16 protein-coding genes are annotated in these 15,040 nt (G+C 51.2%); 7 read left to right on the top strand and 9 right to left on the bottom strand.

From position 1 onward, the window contains the following. Nucleotides 1-15 precede the first annotated feature (15 nt). The 3 genes from rpoZ to ACGHZ6_RS24110 all read right to left on the bottom strand — a co-directional run bounded on the left by rpoZ (nucleotide 16) and on the right by ACGHZ6_RS24110 (nucleotide 1,993). Nucleotides 16-282, bottom strand: a complete 267-nt coding sequence (gene rpoZ, locus ACGHZ6_RS24120; RefSeq protein WP_390616635.1) for a DNA-directed RNA polymerase subunit omega — start codon at nucleotides 280-282, stop codon at nucleotides 16-18. A 155-nt stretch (nucleotides 283-437) separates the two neighbouring features. Then, a complete protein-coding gene (gene gmk, locus ACGHZ6_RS24115) occupies nucleotides 438-1,055 on the bottom strand; it encodes a guanylate kinase (RefSeq protein WP_390616634.1) in 618 nt (205 codons plus the stop codon). A gap of 65 nt (nucleotides 1,056-1,120) precedes the next feature. Then, nucleotides 1,121-1,993, bottom strand: a complete 873-nt coding sequence (locus ACGHZ6_RS24110; protein ID WP_390616633.1) for a YicC/YloC family endoribonuclease — start codon at nucleotides 1,991-1,993, stop codon at nucleotides 1,121-1,123. Nucleotides 1,994-2,136: 143 nt separating this feature from the next. Between ACGHZ6_RS24110 and rph the strand changes: the two genes are divergently transcribed. Further along, nucleotides 2,137-2,856 (top strand): ribonuclease PH, encoded by a 720-nt coding sequence (rph, locus tag ACGHZ6_RS24105; protein WP_390616632.1) that lies wholly within the window; start codon nucleotides 2,137-2,139, stop codon nucleotides 2,854-2,856. 69 nt (nucleotides 2,857-2,925) lie between these two features. Here the strand turns inward: rph and ACGHZ6_RS24100 are convergent, their stop codons facing one another. Both ACGHZ6_RS24100 and rep read right to left on the bottom strand, forming a co-directional pair. Then, a complete protein-coding gene (locus ACGHZ6_RS24100; protein ID WP_390616631.1) occupies nucleotides 2,926-3,591 on the bottom strand; it encodes a hypothetical protein in 666 nt (221 codons plus the stop codon). A 62-nt stretch (nucleotides 3,592-3,653) separates the two neighbouring features. Then, a complete protein-coding gene (rep, locus tag ACGHZ6_RS24095) occupies nucleotides 3,654-5,669 on the bottom strand; it encodes a DNA helicase Rep (protein ID WP_390616630.1) in 2,016 nt (671 codons plus the stop codon). Nucleotides 5,670-5,966: 297 nt separating this feature from the next. Between rep and ACGHZ6_RS24090 the strand changes: the two genes are divergently transcribed. After that, the gene (locus ACGHZ6_RS24090; RefSeq protein WP_390616629.1) at nucleotides 5,967-7,670 is read left to right on the top strand and encodes an EAL domain-containing protein; all 1,704 of its coding nucleotides are present in this window, start codon (nucleotides 5,967-5,969) and stop codon (nucleotides 7,668-7,670) included. Here the strand turns inward: ACGHZ6_RS24090 and ACGHZ6_RS24085 are convergent. Together ACGHZ6_RS24085 and ACGHZ6_RS24080 are read right to left on the bottom strand one after the other, a co-directional pair. Continuing rightward, nucleotides 7,667-9,190 carry a YifB family Mg chelatase-like AAA ATPase gene (locus tag ACGHZ6_RS24085; RefSeq protein ID WP_390616627.1) on the bottom strand — a complete coding sequence of 508 codons (1,524 nt, stop codon included), beginning with the start codon at nucleotides 9,188-9,190 and terminating at the stop codon, nucleotides 7,667-7,669. The genes ACGHZ6_RS24090 and ACGHZ6_RS24085 overlap by 4 nt on opposite strands. Nucleotides 9,191-9,254: 64 nt before the next feature. Beyond that, nucleotides 9,255-9,509 (bottom strand): accessory factor UbiK family protein, encoded by a 255-nt coding sequence (locus ACGHZ6_RS24080; RefSeq protein WP_390616626.1) that lies wholly within the window; start codon nucleotides 9,507-9,509, stop codon nucleotides 9,255-9,257. 349 nt (nucleotides 9,510-9,858) lie between these two features. Between ACGHZ6_RS24080 and ACGHZ6_RS24075 the strand changes: the two genes are divergently transcribed. The 5 genes from ACGHZ6_RS24075 to ACGHZ6_RS24055 all read left to right on the top strand — a co-directional run bounded on the left by ACGHZ6_RS24075 (nucleotide 9,859) and on the right by ACGHZ6_RS24055 (nucleotide 13,388). Continuing rightward, nucleotides 9,859-10,593, top strand: a complete 735-nt coding sequence (locus ACGHZ6_RS24075; RefSeq protein WP_390616625.1) for a TorF family putative porin — start codon at nucleotides 9,859-9,861, stop codon at nucleotides 10,591-10,593. Between the two features lie 58 nt (nucleotides 10,594-10,651). Further along, complete coding sequence (gene glnK / locus ACGHZ6_RS24070; protein WP_390616624.1) at nucleotides 10,652-10,990, top strand: P-II family nitrogen regulator; 339 nt, start codon at nucleotides 10,652-10,654, stop codon at nucleotides 10,988-10,990. Between the two features lie 57 nt (nucleotides 10,991-11,047). After that, complete coding sequence (locus ACGHZ6_RS24065) at nucleotides 11,048-12,289, top strand: ammonium transporter (RefSeq protein WP_390616623.1); 1,242 nt, start codon at nucleotides 11,048-11,050, stop codon at nucleotides 12,287-12,289. 275 nt (nucleotides 12,290-12,564) lie between these two features. Beyond that, nucleotides 12,565-12,903, top strand: a complete 339-nt coding sequence (locus ACGHZ6_RS24060) for a P-II family nitrogen regulator (protein WP_390616622.1) — start codon at nucleotides 12,565-12,567, stop codon at nucleotides 12,901-12,903. Nucleotides 12,904-13,154: 251 nt separating this feature from the next. Beyond that, nucleotides 13,155-13,388, top strand: coding sequence for a hypothetical protein (locus tag ACGHZ6_RS24055; protein WP_390616621.1), 234 nt, complete (start codon nucleotides 13,155-13,157; stop codon nucleotides 13,386-13,388). On the opposite strand, the gene ACGHZ6_RS24050 is transcribed toward ACGHZ6_RS24055, so the two are convergent. Beyond that, nucleotides 13,381-14,094, bottom strand: coding sequence for an HAD family hydrolase (locus ACGHZ6_RS24050; RefSeq protein WP_390616620.1), 714 nt, complete (start codon nucleotides 14,092-14,094; stop codon nucleotides 13,381-13,383). The genes ACGHZ6_RS24055 and ACGHZ6_RS24050 overlap by 8 nt on opposite strands. 19 nt (nucleotides 14,095-14,113) lie before the next feature. Then, entirely contained in the window at nucleotides 14,114-15,037 is a 924-nt protein-coding gene (gene xerC / locus ACGHZ6_RS24045) for a tyrosine recombinase XerC (RefSeq protein ID WP_390616619.1), read from the bottom strand. Nucleotides 15,038-15,040: the final 3 nt, after the last annotated feature.

The raw sequence follows: 15,040 nt of genomic DNA, 5'->3' as shown, positions 1-15,040 counted from the left end.
TTCGATATTGTTTGTTTATAGCTCGATGTTTTGCTCAACGTTTGCCCCGGTAACCACTTCTTCTTCGAAGTCGTCTTCTTCGGTCTGATCCAGAATGCTGGCGTTTACCAGGCCTTCTTCGATTTCACGCAGGGCGATTACGGTAGGCTTGTCGTTTTCTTCTGGCACCATAGGGTCTTTACCACCTACAGCGATTTGGCGCGCGCGCTTGGAGCTCACCATCACCAGCTCAAAACGGTTATCTACGTAATCCAGACAATCTTCAACGGTAATTCGTGCCATAAGTCTCTAAAACCTATTGTGTGTGCTCTGTAAGCGGTTCAATTGGAACCCATGATGTGAGCATTATGGGCCAGTTTCAAAAAGTCGGCCAGTGTACGCAAAACAACCAGCCAAAACAACTGCTGAAGCCCGATAAATGGGGCTTCAGGGCAGAATTAAGACAGCAGGTCAGCCAATAATTGCTCGTGGCGGCGTTGCTGATTGTCCAGGGTCAGGCGTTGGGCCAGGATAATGCCACGAAAATCAGCCAGGGCCTGGTCAAAATCATCGTTGATGACTACGTACTGGGCTTCCACGTAATGGGTCATTTCGCTGATGGCTTCTTGCATGCGAGCATCGATGACGGAGTCATCGTCCTGGCCACGGCCGGTCAGGCGCTTGTGCAGCTCCTCGCGTGAGGGAGGCAAAATAAAGATACCCACAGTATCCGGCAGCAGGCGGCGTACCTGCTGGGCGCCCTGCCAGTCAATTTCCAGGATCACATCCTGGCCGCTATTGAGGGTGTCTTCTACCCACTGCTGGGAGGTGCCGTAGAAATTGCCAAATACTTCGGCAGACTCCAGAAATGCTCCTTGGGTCATCATTTGGGTGAACGTATCTTTGTCGGTGAAGTGATAGTTAACGCCGTCGGTCTCACCGGGACGAATAGTCCGGGTGGTGTGGGAGACGGATACACAGATAGCCTCTGTGGACTCAATCAGTGCCTTCACCAGGCTGGTTTTTCCCGCGCCGGAGGGGGCGGAAACGGTATAAAGGGTACCGCGTGTGCTCATAAGCTTCTCTTGCCTTGCTGTATGTACTTATTACTAGGCTATCGGGTGCTGAAGCGCTCAGCAGATTATTCGATATTCTGGACTTGTTCGCGCATCTGCTCAATCAGAACTTTTAACTCCACCGCTGCCTGGGTGGTATCACTGACGATCGACTTGGACGACAGGGTGTTGGCTTCGCGGTTAAGTTCCTGCATCAGGAAGTCGAGACGGCGGCCAATACTGCCTTTTTGCTTGAGGGTGCGCTCAACTTCGGCGACATGAGTATCGAGGCGGTCGAGCTCTTCATCGACATCGGCCTTCTGGGCCAGGATTACCATTTCCTGTTCCAGGCGGTCCTGATCCAGCTCGGCTTTAATGCTTTCCAGTTTTTCCTGCAGCTTTTCCCGTTGGGCCTGAAGAATACCGGGCAATTTGGCGCGTACCTGGGTGACTTGCTCGTTAATGCCTTGCAGGCGCTGCTCAATGAGGTTTTTCAGTTCTTCGCCTTCGCGCTGGCGGTGCTCGATCAGGCCTTTTAGTGCCTCACTAAACAGAGACAGGGCTTCGCTCAGTAGTGCGTCTTTATCCAGCTGGCGCTCGCTGATCACACCGGGCCAGCCCAGAATATCGAGTGCACTGACGGCCGAGGAGTTGGCCATTTGCAGCTCAACGGTTTCAATCGCCTGGGTCAGTTGCTGCACCAGCGGCATATTGATTTCCAGACCTGAGGATTCTTCATCGACGGTGTTCAGCTGCAGATGAAAGCTGGCTTCGATCTTGCCGCGGTGCAATTGCTTGCGCAGGCTGTCGCGAAGTTTCGGTTCCAGCTCACGCAGGCTGTCGGGGATGCGGAAGTGGGGTTCCAGGTAGCGGTGATTGACGCTGCGTACTTCCCACACCAGAGTGCCCCAAGGGCATTGGCGTTCCTGGCGGGCAAATCCCGTCATGCTGCAAGGCATAGGCAAAATTCCATTCGATAAAACAAGCTGCTGGGATGGTATCACAATCCTGTGGCAGCTCTGAATAATGTCAGGCGACTAGTGACTGGCCAGCCGCTATAATGGCCGATTAAATCCTCTTCAATACGATTCAAGGTATCACCATGCAAAGACCTTCCGGCCGCCAGCCTGACCAAATGCGCGATGTGCGCATCACCCGCAATTACACTAAACACGCTGAAGGTTCGGTGCTGGTTGAATTCGGCGATACCAAAGTGATCTGTAACGCTTCCGCCGAAGACGGTGTGCCGCGTTTTATGCGCGGTGAAGGTCGCGGTTGGATCACGGCGGAATACGGTATGCTGCCCCGCTCTACCGGTACCCGTATGGGCCGTGAAGCCGCGCGCGGCAAACAGGGCGGTCGCACCGTGGAAATTCAGCGCCTGATTGGCCGTTCACTGCGTGCAGCGGTGGACCTGGAAGCTCTGGGTGAAGTCACTATTACCATCGATTGCGATGTAATTCAGGCCGATGGTGGTACCCGTACTGCATCGATTACTGGTGCCTGTGTCGCCCTGGCTGATGCTATCAACAGTTTGAAGGCGGCTGGCAAGGTAAAAGGTGAGCCCCTGGCACGTATGATCGCTTCTATCTCTGTCGGTATTTATGAAGGTGAAGCAGTACTGGATCTGGATTACCCGGAAGACTCCAATGCCGAAACCGATATGAATATTGTGATGGGCAATGATGGCGGCATGATCGAGATTCAGGGCACAGCCGAAGGCGAGCCGTTTACCGAGGAGGAGTTTGGCAAGATGCTGGTGTTGGCCAAGAAAGGAATTGCCGAGTTAAACGAGTTGCAGTTGGCGGCGTTGGCTGAATAGCCTGGGTTGCTTCACAAAAAATAAAAAAGGGATGCAGAGCATCCCTTTTTTTGTTGTGCTGAAAAAGCGTTACAGCTTACTCACACGGCGTTGCAAAATTTCATCGGCATCCAGACTCAGAGAGATATCTGAATTGGTGCGGAATACTGCAGCATCAATATTCAGGGTAATGGTTTTGATATTAAAAAAGCCCACATTGAATTTTGGCGAGCCGTCGACACGGATTTCATAGGCGTATTTGCTGCCTGGCTCCAGCTGTTGTTTTTGCGGCGTGACTGCAATCACGTCGTATTCGTTACCACGGTTATCACTGACGGTTAGGCCTCTAAAATCATTGATGTCAGCCGTGATAGGTGTGTCACTGTAACTTGAGATATCCACATTGAGGGAGAAAATGGTATTGGAGCGGATGCGGGTATTTTTCGACCCAGGAACCTTGGATTTGGCGAACTCGGTGATCACTTGAGAGAGATTGATATCCAGGCTTTCTTCACGGAACTGCTGCTCGGTTTTTACCGGTGCGTTACCAATAAACTCCCATTGGCCGTCGTCTTTTAAGCGTACACGGGTACCGTCTTCAGAGGTGGCGTAGCGGTCGGTGTTGGCATATTCCCAGCTACCGTCCTGTTTAAGAATAATCTTGCGGCCATCGTCACCGGTGGCATTGCGATCAGCAAGAGCGGAAACGGATAATAGGGAAGACAGAGCGACTATGGTGATGTGACGAAATAACATAAGAGTCCTATTCTACAAAATGTCTACATGTGATCTGAGCAGCGAGCATGATCACGTATTCGTTACAAATCGTCAAACATGCTCAAAATATTGTCGAGGGTTTCCTCGCCGCGGGATTGATTTAAATCCGGACAGTGATCGCCAAAACCTTCCCGCTCCAGATCTTCTTCGGGGAGTTCATCGATAAAACGGCTGGGGGTGGTTTCCATAATTTCGCCGTACATTTTGCGCTTGCCAGCCAGGGTCATGGTCAGCGTGCGTTTTGCGCGGGTTATGCCCACATAGGCCAGGCGTCGTTCTTCCTCGACATTATCTTCTTCAATACTGGTTCTGTGCGGCAGCAGGTCTTCTTCCATGCCCACCAAAAACACATGGGGGTATTCCAGGCCTTTGGATGCGTGCAGGGTTAGCATTTGGACCTGATCCATTTCCTCTTCTTCTTCCTGGCGTTCGAGCATATCGCGTAACAACAGCTTGGCGACTGCAGCTTCGAGGCTGGCTTCTTCGCCGTCTTCTTCAAAGCGTTCGATAATCCATTTAATCGAATCGACCAGGAACCAGACGTTGCCCATACGCCCTTCGGCCACTTTGGGGCTACTGGCGTTTTGGTGCAGCCAGCCTTCGTAATCGATATCTTCGATCATCTCCCGCACTGCGCCTATGGGGTCGTTTTCACCGTTGTCGCGCACCTGGCCAATCCAGTGGGCAAAACGCTGAATACGTTCCAGGTTCTTTTTCGGGATATGGCTTTGAATCCCCATTTCCTGGGTGGCATCGAACAGACTGACTTCCCGTTCTGTAGCGTAGCGGCTTAAGGATTCCAATGTACCTGTGCCGATTTGGCGCCGGGGTGTATTGATCACCCGCAAGAAGGCATTGTCATCGTCGGTATTCATAATCAGGCGCAGGTACGCCATGATGTCTTTAATCTCTGTGCGGCCAAAAAATGACTGACCGCCACTGAGCTTGTAGGGGATCTGGTGTTGCTGCAGTTTCATTTCCAGCAACCGCGCCTGGTGGTTACCGCGATAGAGAATGGCAAAGTCGCTGAACTTAATCTGGCGGCGCTGGCGCTGTAAAAAAATCTCGGTAGCAACTCGCTCGGCTTCGGCTTCTTCATTGGCACAGCGGATCAGGCGCAGGGGCTCGCCCATACCCATTTCACTCCACAGCGCTTTATCGAACTCGTGGGGGTTGTGAGCAATCAGGTGGTTGGCGGTTTTCAGGATGCGACTAGTAGAACGGTAATTTTGTTCCAACTTGATCAGGTTGAGGCTGGGATAATCCTTTTTCAACAGCGACATATTTTCCGGGCGTGCGCCACGCCAGGCATAGATCGACTGGTCGTCATCCCCTACCACTGTCAGGCCGCCGCGGCCACCGACAAGTTGTTTAACCAACAGGTACTGGCTGGAGTTGGTATCCTGATATTCATCTACCAGCAGGTAGCGGATTTTTTTCTGCCAGCGTTCCAGCACATCCGGGTGATCGATAAACAGCTGTACCGGGGCCAGAATCAGGTCATCAAAGTCGACCGCATTATAGGCCTTCAGTGCCTGGTTGTAGCGTTTGTAGACCAGTGCCATCATCTCTTCACCGCTACTGTTGGCTTTGCTGATGGCGGCATCCGGTGTGGTGAGGTCGTTCTTCCAGTTGGATATTTGATTCTGCACCATATCCAGGTGGTCGGTATTAAAGTCACCCTCCTTCATCATCAGCTCTTTTAGCAGCGCACGTGCGTCTTCAGCGTCGAATATAGAAAAGTTGGACTTGTAACCCAGGGTTTTATGCTCACGGCGAATGATATTGAGCCCCAGATTATGAAAGGTGGATACCGTCAGTCCCTTACTGGCTGGTCCTTTAACCAGGGAGGTTACCCGCTCTTTCATTTCCCGGGCAGCCTTGTTGGTAAAGGTCACGGCGGCAATATGCCGTGCAGCCATGCCACATTCTTCAATCAGGTAGGCAATCTTGCGGGTAATCACACTGGTTTTGCCGCTGCCAGCACCCGCCAGTACCAGACAGGGGCCATCAATATAGTGCACGGCTTCGCGTTGGCGGGGGTTGAGTTGTGCCACAGAATACGACCTGTAGTGGAGATTGATAGTGGAATGAGAGAAAGCCGCACATTGTACCAACTTCCTATATCAATAACCGCAGGCAATATTCAGGAGGCTGGATATATAGCAGAAAGAAGCTAAATTAATAGGGAAGTAATTACTTTGTCATATAAGATAGGCCCAGGTTTATTCATGGCTGACCCTGGTGTAGGGTTTAGTCATAGGGAAAATTAATAACTGCGCGCGACAGGCGCAAAAAGTCAGATTTAAAAATAATAAACATAGGGACATGAACCCTCGCAGAAGGGCAAGCTCATGGATACCATCATAAAGATACTACTGATAGATAAAGAGCATGCCGAATATCTCCTGGTAGGCCATCTGCTGACCCAGGTTCACCATACCGATTACCAACTCACCTGGATTGATAGTCTCGAGGATGCTCTCGATCAGATTCTGTCCGATACCTATGATGTAATTCTGCTGGATTACCATTGGGGTGAAAAAAACTGCCTGGATCTGTTAAATGGCGCCCGGTCGCAAGGCTGCAAGGTGCCCATCATTGTGATGACCAATGAGATGGAGGTGGAGGTTGACCGCGAAGCCATCCGCCGCGGCGCGTCCGACTACCTCATTAAGGGCCATATCGATTACCAGTTGCTTGAACGTACGATTCGCTACGCCATAGAGCGTAAGGCGGCCGAATATAAGTTGGCAAAACTGGCCCATTATGATCATTTAACCAATGTGCCCAACCGTATTTTATTTCGCGACCGTTTGGATCACGCCATCCAGCTTGCGGCTAGGGACTCATTAAGTTTTACCCTGATGTACCTGGACCTGGATGGTTTTAAACAGGTCAATGACAGCTTTGGTCATGATGCCGGGGACGAATTGATTCGTGCCTGTGCCGAGCGACTGCGCGCCTGTATGCGCAAGAGTGATTCAGTGGCGCGCATTGGTGGTGACGAGTTCACCATATTATTGGAGCACACCGAGTCTACCGCCGATATTGCCCATATTGCCGAGAAGGTGATGGAGGTTATCTCCCGTCCCTACCAAATTGGTAGTCACCAGGTGGTGGTTGGCTGCAGCATCGGTATTGCGGTCTACCCCGAGGCGGGCATGGATATCGATACTCTGCAAAAAAATGCCGATATGGCCATGTACAAGGCCAAGCTGGTTGAAGGCAGTGCCTACCGCTTCTTTACCGATTCGATGAATATCGAGGCCCGCCGACAGTTGCTGCTGGAGTCAGAGCTGCGCCGCGCTCTGCGGCGTGATGAGTTTTGCCTTTATTACCAGCCGCGGGTAGATATTGAAACCGGTGAAATTCTGGGGGTGGAAGCACTGCTGCGCTGGAGCCATCCGGAACGAGGACTGGTATGTCCCAGTGAATTTATGGACGTGGCGGAAGATACCGGGTTGATTGTGCCTTTAGGTTATTGGGCTATCCACCGTGCCTGCCAGGATCTAAAGCGCATGCAGCTGGCCGGATTGCCTCCGGTAGTCATGGCCATTAATTTATCGCTGCGGCAGTTTAACGATGAGAAACTGGTGGAGCGAATCGCAACAATCTCCCAGGAAACCGATATAAACCCGCGCCTGCTGGAGTTTGAAATTACAGAAACGGCAGTGATGGAAAATATGGATCTGGTGGCGCTGTGTATGCGCGCCCTGGCGCAGCTGGGCTGCCGTTTTGCACTGGATGATTTTGGTACCGGTTATTCTTCCTTCCTGCACTTGCAGCGCTTGCCTATCTCTACCATCAAGGTAGACAAGGGGTTTGTGCGTGATATCACCCGCAAATCCGAAGATGCCAGTTTGGTAAAAGCCATGATTACCCTGGCCCACAGTCTGGGTAAAGAGGTGATTGCCGAGGGGGTGGAAAGCAGTGAGCAGCTGGCGTTATTGCGTGAGTTCCACTGTGATCAAACCCAGGGTTTCTATTTCTGCAAGCCGCTGAATTTTGACAGTGTTTCCAAGCGTCTTGAAGGTGAACCCCTGCTGGCCCATTAGGCGCAGGCAGGGGTCGCTTGGCGTTCGAAGGTTCGGTAGCCAAGGGCTTCCATCAAATGTTTATCCTCAATATCTTCACAGACTTCCATATCGGCCAGGGTTCTCGCCACCTTGATAATGCGGTGACTGCTTCGCGCAGAAAGCCCCAGGCGCTCTACGGCCTGCTGTAACAGGTGTTGTTGCTTTGGCTGTAGCCGACAGTACTGATCCAGCTCGCGACTGACTAAATCCGCATTCGATTTTTGTTGCCGCTCCAGCTGTCGCTGGCGGCAGGCCGTCACCCGCGTTTGCACGGTTTTACTGTTATCGCCGCTGGCTTCCCCGTAGAGCTCGCCTGATTTTAGCGCCTGTACAGCCACCTGTAAGTCGATGCGATCGAGCAGCGGCCCGGAAATCTTGCTGCGGTAGCGCAGTACTTGATCCGGTGTGCAGCGGCACAGGTGTTTGCCGTCGCTGTTATTGGCGTAACCACAGGGGCAGGGATTCATCGCGGCGATCAACTGGAAGTTGGCTGGGTAGCGTACCTGTGCTGCGGCTCGGGATATTTGCACTTCACCGCTTTCCAAAGGTTGGCGCATAACTTCCAGTACTTGGCGGCTGTATTCCGGTAATTCATCAAGAAACAATACGCCGCGATGCGACAGGGATATCTCCCCGGGCTTGGGCTGGCTGCCGCCGCCAACCAAGGCTACAGCCGAAGCCGTATGGTGAGGTGCTCGAAAAGGTCTTGAGGGATATTGGGTAAGCGTGTGACGGCCACTGACCGATTGTACAGCAGCGACTTCCAGTGCCTCTGTTTCTGTCAGCGGGGGGAGTATATCTGTCAGGCGTGAGGCTAGCATGGTTTTGCCTGTGCCCGGAGGTCCATACAGCAACAGGTGGTGACCGCCGCTGGCGGCTATCTCCAATGCCCTTTTTGCGTGCGCCTGGCCTTTTATGTCGCGAAGATCATTTTCTGAGCGTTGTTGTGTGTTCCCCAAGTGTGCATGAGGTGTTACGGGTAACAGTTCTCGTTGCTGCAAATGGGCGCACACCGTTAACAAAGTCCGCGCTTCCAGTATCTCTGCGCCCTTACACAGTGCAGCTTCCAGTGCATTATCACGGGGCAATATCAGCTTGCGTTCGGCATGGCTGCTGGCAATGGCCGCAGGCAGGCAGCCGTTAACCGGGCGTAGCTCACCGGACAGGGCCAGCTCGCCCAGCACTTCGTAATCTTCCAGTTGCTGCGTGGGAATTTGATCGGAGGCCGCCAAAATACCCAACGCTATGGCCAGGTCAAAACGTCCACCTTCTTTGGGTAAATCGGCGGGGGCCAGGTTGACGGTAATGCGTCGAGCGGGAAATTCAAACTGGCTGTTGAGGATGGCGCTGCGCACGCGATCCTTACTTTCCTTAACGGCAGTTTCAGGCAGGCCAACGATAGAAAGTGAGGGTAGGCCGTTGGAAAGGTGAACTTCGACGGTAACCAGAGGGGCTTCAATGCCCAGTTTGGCGCGGGTATGAACCACGGCGAGAGACATACGCAATCCTTGCTGTCTTTAGGGTGGAGTTACTCTACTCCGTCATCACTGAAGGGTCCAGGTCTCAGCTGGCGTTTTTGTCTTGCGCCAGGCTTTCCTGCAGTTGCGCCAATTCCTGTTCCAATGCTTCCAGCTTGCTGCGGGTGCGTTGCAATACGGCCTGTTGGGCGTCGAACTCATCACGCGATACCAGATTCATCTTACGTAACAGGCTTTCTAGTAGCGCGCGAAACTCCTGTTCCGGTAGGTCGGATACGCTGCTGGGTACGGCTTGGCGCAGCTCGTTAAACAGGGTTTGAGATAGTTGGGAAAACAGCATGGCTTATGCCTATAGATAGCAGTCTTGATGGTGAGGTTATTGTAACTAACTGGCACTTAAAAAGCCTCAGAACTTGTGGTGCACCATTTTTGTGCTAAAAGTTGAAGTGTCTGTGATTGGTGTCCGTTTTTGGGGCGTTGGCTGCAGGCACACCGTGAGGGCAACGCTCATATTTGGGGCGTTATTTTGTATCTTATTGATTTTTAAGGTTTTTTAATAGTTGGCCCACTATGTGCAATCACATGAGCCAACCGTTAGAGCTTGCAATAAGAAGATCGCTCTTAATTAAGCATCCAAATTAACAACCAGGCTTCACGGTTTTAAACAACGATTAAGGAGAAAGCACAAAATGAAAAAAATGACTCAACTTGCTGCCGCTATCGCATTGGCTTCTGGGGCTCTGGTAGCGACTCCAGCTATGGCTGAAGACAAGCTGGCTGTTTCTGCAAATGCCGGTTTTGTTACTGAGTACTACTACCGTGGTCAAGAGCTGGGTGATGCCGGCGCTTACGGCGGTGTTGATGCCGAGTTCGGTGGTTTCTACGCCGGTATGTGGGCAATTGACGACGGTAACGATACTGATGATGGCGGTCTGGAAGTAGACTTCTACGCCGGTTACGGTTTTGAGTTTGAAAATGGCCTGTCTTTAGGTCTGGGTTATACCCGCTACGAGTATACCTACTCCAGCGTGTATGAGGATGAGTGGGTGTTGTCTGCTGGCTTTAAAGGCTTTGCTGTGGAATATGCTAACGGTGAAGACAACAACGATGACAAAGATGATGACCTGTATAACACCGTCGATGAAGAATACGACTACGACTTCTGGGCAGTAAGCTACAGCGGTGACATCTTTGGTATCAAGTACGGTAGCTACGAAGCTGACCTGGATACTGTTAATGCGAAAAATGAGTACGACTACATTGAAATCTCTGCTTCTGGTGAAGTAGTTGGTCTGGATGTATCTGCGACTCTGGGTAAGAAGCGTAATGTCAAAGTAAACGATGGAACCTTGTTGCAAGATGAGGAAGGTTCCGGCGACGGCTACTTCGTAATCGACGTAAGCAAGTCTTTCGACCTGATGTAAGAAATACCTTTCCCTGCCCGCGCTTGTCGCGGGCATTTTTAGCCCTTAGGAGAACAACATGAAACTGGTAACGGCAATTATTAAGCCCTTTATGCTGGATGCTGTTCGCGAAAGCCTGTCTGAGATCGGTGTACAAGGTATCACCGTTACAGAAGTAAAAGGTTTTGGTCGTCAGAAAGGCCACACCGAACTCTACCGTGGTGCAGAGTACGTTGTAGACTTTTTGCCAAAAACCAAACTGGAAGTGGCTGTAAGCGATGGACAAGTAGACACGGTTGTTGAAGCAGTGAGCAAAGCAGCTCATAGCGGCAAAATCGGTGACGGTAAGATTTTTGTATCGTCTCTGGATCAGGTTATTCGTATTCGTACCGGTGAAACCGGCGAAGACGCCCTGTAATCCGCACTCTATTCATACTTTAAAAACGTTTGTTGAAAAATTCCTCGGAGAACAGCAATGGAAAATAACATTTTCGAATTGCAGTACGCCTTAGACACCTTTTATTTCCTGGTGTGTGGCGCACTTGTAATGTGGATGGCAGCGGGTTTTGCCATGCTGGAAGCGGGCCTGGTTCGCTCCAAGAACACAACTGAAATTCTGACCAAAAACGTGGCCCTGTTTGCCATTTCTTGCACCATGTACCTGGTGTGTGGTTACTCCATCATGTACGGCGGCGGTGAGTTTACTGCCTTCCTGGACGGTATCACTGCTGACGGTGTAGCCGGTGCTGAAGAGCCTGCGACCTACGCGCCTTCTGCCGACTTCTTCTTCCAGGTTGTATTCGTAGCAACTGCTATGTCTATCGTATCTGGTGCCGTTGCTGAGCGTATGAAGCTGTGGGCTTTCCTGGCTTTCGCTGTAGTTATGACCGGTGTTATCTACCCAATGGAAGGTGCCTGGACTTGGGGCGGTGCTTCTGTATTCGGTATGTACACTCTGGGCGACCTGGGCTTCTCTGACTTTGCCGGTTCCGGTATTGTTCACATGGCTGGTGCCGCTGCTGCTCTGGCCGGTGTACTGGTACTGGGCGCTCGTAAGGGCAAATACGGCCCTAACGGCGAAGTAAAAGCGATTCCTGGTGCTAACCTGCCTCTGGCTACCCTGGGTATGTTCATCCTGTGGATGGGTTGGTTCGGTTTCAACGGTGGTTCCGTTCTGGCTACCGCTTCTGTTGAATCTGCTAACTCCGTTGCTGTTGTATTCATGAACACCAACGCTGCTGCCGCTGGTGGTCTGATTGCGGCGCTGATCGTTGCTCGCATCCTGTTCGGCAAGGCCGACCTGACCATGTCTATCAACGGCGCTTTGGCCGGTCTGGTAGCCATTACTGCTGAGCCTTCTACCCCAACTGCACTGCAAGCGACTCTGTTCGGTGCTATGGGTGGTGTTCTGGTTGTATTCAGCATCCTGACTCTGGACAAGCTGAAAATCGACGACCCTGTTGGTGCTATCTCCGTGCACGGTGTTGTAGGTCTGCTGGGTCTGATCCTGGTACCTTTCACCAACGACGGTTCTTCTCTGTCCGGTCAGTTGATTGGTGCTGCCACTATCTTTGTATGGGTATTCGGTACCAGCCTGGTAGTGTGGATGATTCTGAAAGCTGTCATGGGTATCCGTGTTAGCGAAGAAGAAGAATACGAAGGTGTTGATCTGGCTGAGTGTGGTATGGAAGCTTACCCAGAGTTCACCAACAAGTAAGATACAAAGTAAGGCATATTTTCCCCCTGCTGCGAGCCTCGCTTGCAGCAGCTATGTCGAAAAGCCAGCTCTCGAGCTGGCTTTTTTATTGTCTAAAGCATTTATCTATCGATGATTAGATCAGGGACTATTTGATTAAGGACAAGGCCTGCGGGTGCTGTTATTGCTACTGTTGCCGCAACGGAGTAAGCTATGCTCCATCCTGGTGCTGACCAGATCGAGCTTATAAGAACAAGCTAGCAGACGAGCTAGCAAGACCACGAAGGAATAGCGTTATGAAATTGATCACAGCAGTCATTAAGCCATTTAAATTGGACGATGTTCGCGCCTCTTTGTCTGAAATCGGCGTACAGGGTATGACCGTGACAGAAGTGAAGGGCTTTGGTCGTCAGAAGGGTCATACCGAACTGTATCGTGGCGCTGAATATGTTGTTGATTTCTTGCCCAAAGTAAAACTGGAATTGGCCGTTGATGATTCTGTGGTTGAGCAAACCGTAGAAGCCATCACCAAGGCTGCCCAAACCGGTAAGATTGGTGACGGTAAAATCTTTATCACCACCCTGGAAGAGATTATCCGTATCCGTACCGGTGAGACAGGTTCTGAGGCTGTATAATTTTTATACTTGTCTCAGTTGTCTGCAAAAGCCCCTGACGGGGCTTTTTTTATGCCTGTTGGTTTTGCATCGGTGTAAGCATCTAACGCGGGTAAATTAATAACTTTCTGTTAAGCCTGTAATGCAAAATTAGAGCAAAAAAAACTAAAAAAAGTTATTTTGAAGGTGGTTGCCTGCAAAGATTCTGAGCTATAAATAATGGCGTTTGATGTTTACCCACAAGCATTAACGTCAAAGAATCAGGTGGCACAATGAGTCAGAATGACACTCAGGATAACAAAACCTCAGAACTCGATAGCGTAGAGCTCAAAGACGGTCGCGACGCCGATTTGTCCATTTCATCCCGCGACAAGGTCCGCAAACAGTTAGAGGATGAAGTTGAGGCCTTTTTGGCCAAAGGCGGCCAGATCGATCAGGTCGCTCCTAATGTGACAGCAGATCCCCCACAAAAACCACAGAACAACTATTGTAGTCGACCTATTTAGACTGGTTTAGTTGGTCGATGATGGCGGGTATATCGCTGAGGCATTGGGCTTCGGCATCTGCCCTGGCTAAGTCTTCGGGCCAGCTCTTACCCCGGTTGTTAAACCAAATGGTGGCCATACCGGTTGCCTGGGCGCCGGCAATGTCTTCCTTGGGGTGATCACCGATGTGCAGTATTTGCTCTGCTCTGACACCTGAGTGCTCTATTGCAGCATGAAAAATCTTTGGATCGGGCTTGCTGGCATTGAGTTGCTCGGCACTGAAATGAAACTGAAAGAAATCATTCAGGCCCAGACGCGATAAATCCGCATTGCCGTTACTTAATGCCCCCAGGGTGTAGCGTTTTGATAACTGCGTTAACAGTGGCAGGGCATGATCATAGAGTGTGATCTGGTGGCGCAGGGTTAAAAACAACTCGAAGGCTTCTGCGCTTATGTTGGCGGCTTGCTCTGCAGAATAACCACAACCTTCAATCACGTGAGCCAGAGATCTCTGGCGCATCAAACTTATCTGGTGCTTCAATTCGGCATTTGCTTGCCAGAACTTTATTCGCTCATTGCGCAGAGATGTGCTATCGAAACGTTGGGTGACCTCGGGACAGCGTTGCTGTAGAAGCTCATAGATAGTGTCTTCCGCTTGCCATAGAATCGGATCGAGATCCCACAGGGTATTGTCGAGGTCCAGGGTAATAACATGAAATCGAGACATAAGTGTTAGCTGACCTCGGCTATTCTGAATCTACATCTTTACCTTGCGCACGGGGGTGAGCCTGGTCATAAACCTTGGCAAGGTGTTGAAAGTCCAGATGGGTATAGACTTGGGTGGTGGATAAATTGGCGTGGCCAAGAAGTTCCTGCACCGCGCGCAGGTCGCCACTGGATTCCAGCATATGGCTGGCGAAAGAATGGCGTAGCATATGCGGATTAACCGGCTGCCCCATGCCCTGCTTAACTGTCAGTTGGTTAAAGCGTTGTTGAATCGCGCGGGTGGTTAGGCCCTGGCCTTTTTTGCTGATAAATACTGCACTGCATGTGTCAATGCTGTGTTGCTGTCTAATTGTGTACCACTGCTCAAGTGCTGCAAGGGCTTGACGACCTACGGGCAGTTCACGGGTTTTATTGCCTTTACCGGTAACGCGCAGTTGGCCAGCGTTGATATCGATATCCTGCAGCTGCAAACTGACCGCTTCACTGACACGCAGCCCGGAGGAATAGATTAACTCCAGCATGGCGCGATCGCGCAGGGCCATAAAATCTGTGCCCTGTACTTCGACAAACTCTCCGGCCATATCGGCGTCCAGGGTTTTGGGCAACGGGTTATTGGCTTTTGGGGCCTGAATGCCGGTGGTGGGATCAACCTCCAGCCACTGGTTTCGCTGACAAAAACGAAAAAACGTCCGCAATGTGGATAACCAGCGTTGCAAACTGCGCGCGCTTAATCCCTGCCTGTGAAGTTGGCCCAGGCACTGGCGCACATGAAAATTCTGTATGTCATTAACGCCAATAACGCCCTGTAGTTCGCAATAGGCTGACAGCTTGTTGAGGTCGCGGCGGTAGTTATCGAGGGTGTGGTGTGAGCAGTGCTTTTCCGATTGTAAATAACGCTCGAAAGCCGTGCGGGCTTGGTCGAGCGCTATCGTCTTGTTTGTCATAAC

It is taken from the genome of Maricurvus nonylphenolicus (assembly GCF_042854845.1).
In the GTDB taxonomy this organism is placed as follows: Bacteria; Pseudomonadota; Gammaproteobacteria; order Pseudomonadales; family Cellvibrionaceae; genus Maricurvus; species Maricurvus nonylphenolicus.
This window is presented reverse-complemented; position numbering and strand designations above follow the sequence as displayed.

What these genes read in the sequence shown, in the direction of transcription:
- rpoZ (WP_390616635.1), bottom strand. Translation starts at nt 282, where the DNA reads ATGGCACGAATTACCGTTGAAGATTGTCTGGATTACGTAGATAACCGT.
- gmk (WP_390616634.1), bottom strand. Translation starts at nt 1,055, where the DNA reads ATGAGCACACGCGGTACCCTTTATACCGTTTCCGCCCCCTCCGGCGCG.
- ACGHZ6_RS24110 (WP_390616633.1), bottom strand. Translation starts at nt 1,993, where the DNA reads ATGCCTTGCAGCATGACGGGATTTGCCCGCCAGGAACGCCAATGCCCT.
- rph (WP_390616632.1), top strand. Translation starts at nt 2,137, where the DNA reads ATGCAAAGACCTTCCGGCCGCCAGCCTGACCAAATGCGCGATGTGCGC.
- ACGHZ6_RS24100 (WP_390616631.1), bottom strand. Translation starts at nt 3,591, where the DNA reads ATGTTATTTCGTCACATCACCATAGTCGCTCTGTCTTCCCTATTATCC.
- ACGHZ6_RS24090 (WP_390616629.1), top strand. Translation starts at nt 5,967, where the DNA reads ATGGATACCATCATAAAGATACTACTGATAGATAAAGAGCATGCCGAA.
- ACGHZ6_RS24085 (WP_390616627.1), bottom strand. Translation starts at nt 9,190, where the DNA reads ATGTCTCTCGCCGTGGTTCATACCCGCGCCAAACTGGGCATTGAAGCC.
- ACGHZ6_RS24080 (WP_390616626.1), bottom strand. Translation starts at nt 9,509, where the DNA reads ATGCTGTTTTCCCAACTATCTCAAACCCTGTTTAACGAGCTGCGCCAA.
- ACGHZ6_RS24075 (WP_390616625.1), top strand. Translation starts at nt 9,859, where the DNA reads ATGAAAAAAATGACTCAACTTGCTGCCGCTATCGCATTGGCTTCTGGG.
- glnK (WP_390616624.1), top strand. Translation starts at nt 10,652, where the DNA reads ATGAAACTGGTAACGGCAATTATTAAGCCCTTTATGCTGGATGCTGTT.
- ACGHZ6_RS24065 (WP_390616623.1), top strand. Translation starts at nt 11,048, where the DNA reads ATGGAAAATAACATTTTCGAATTGCAGTACGCCTTAGACACCTTTTAT.
- ACGHZ6_RS24060 (WP_390616622.1), top strand. Translation starts at nt 12,565, where the DNA reads ATGAAATTGATCACAGCAGTCATTAAGCCATTTAAATTGGACGATGTT.
- ACGHZ6_RS24055 (WP_390616621.1), top strand. Translation starts at nt 13,155, where the DNA reads ATGAGTCAGAATGACACTCAGGATAACAAAACCTCAGAACTCGATAGC.
- ACGHZ6_RS24050 (WP_390616620.1), bottom strand. Translation starts at nt 14,094, where the DNA reads ATGTCTCGATTTCATGTTATTACCCTGGACCTCGACAATACCCTGTGG.
- xerC (WP_390616619.1), bottom strand. Translation starts at nt 15,037, where the DNA reads ATGACAAACAAGACGATAGCGCTCGACCAAGCCCGCACGGCTTTCGAG.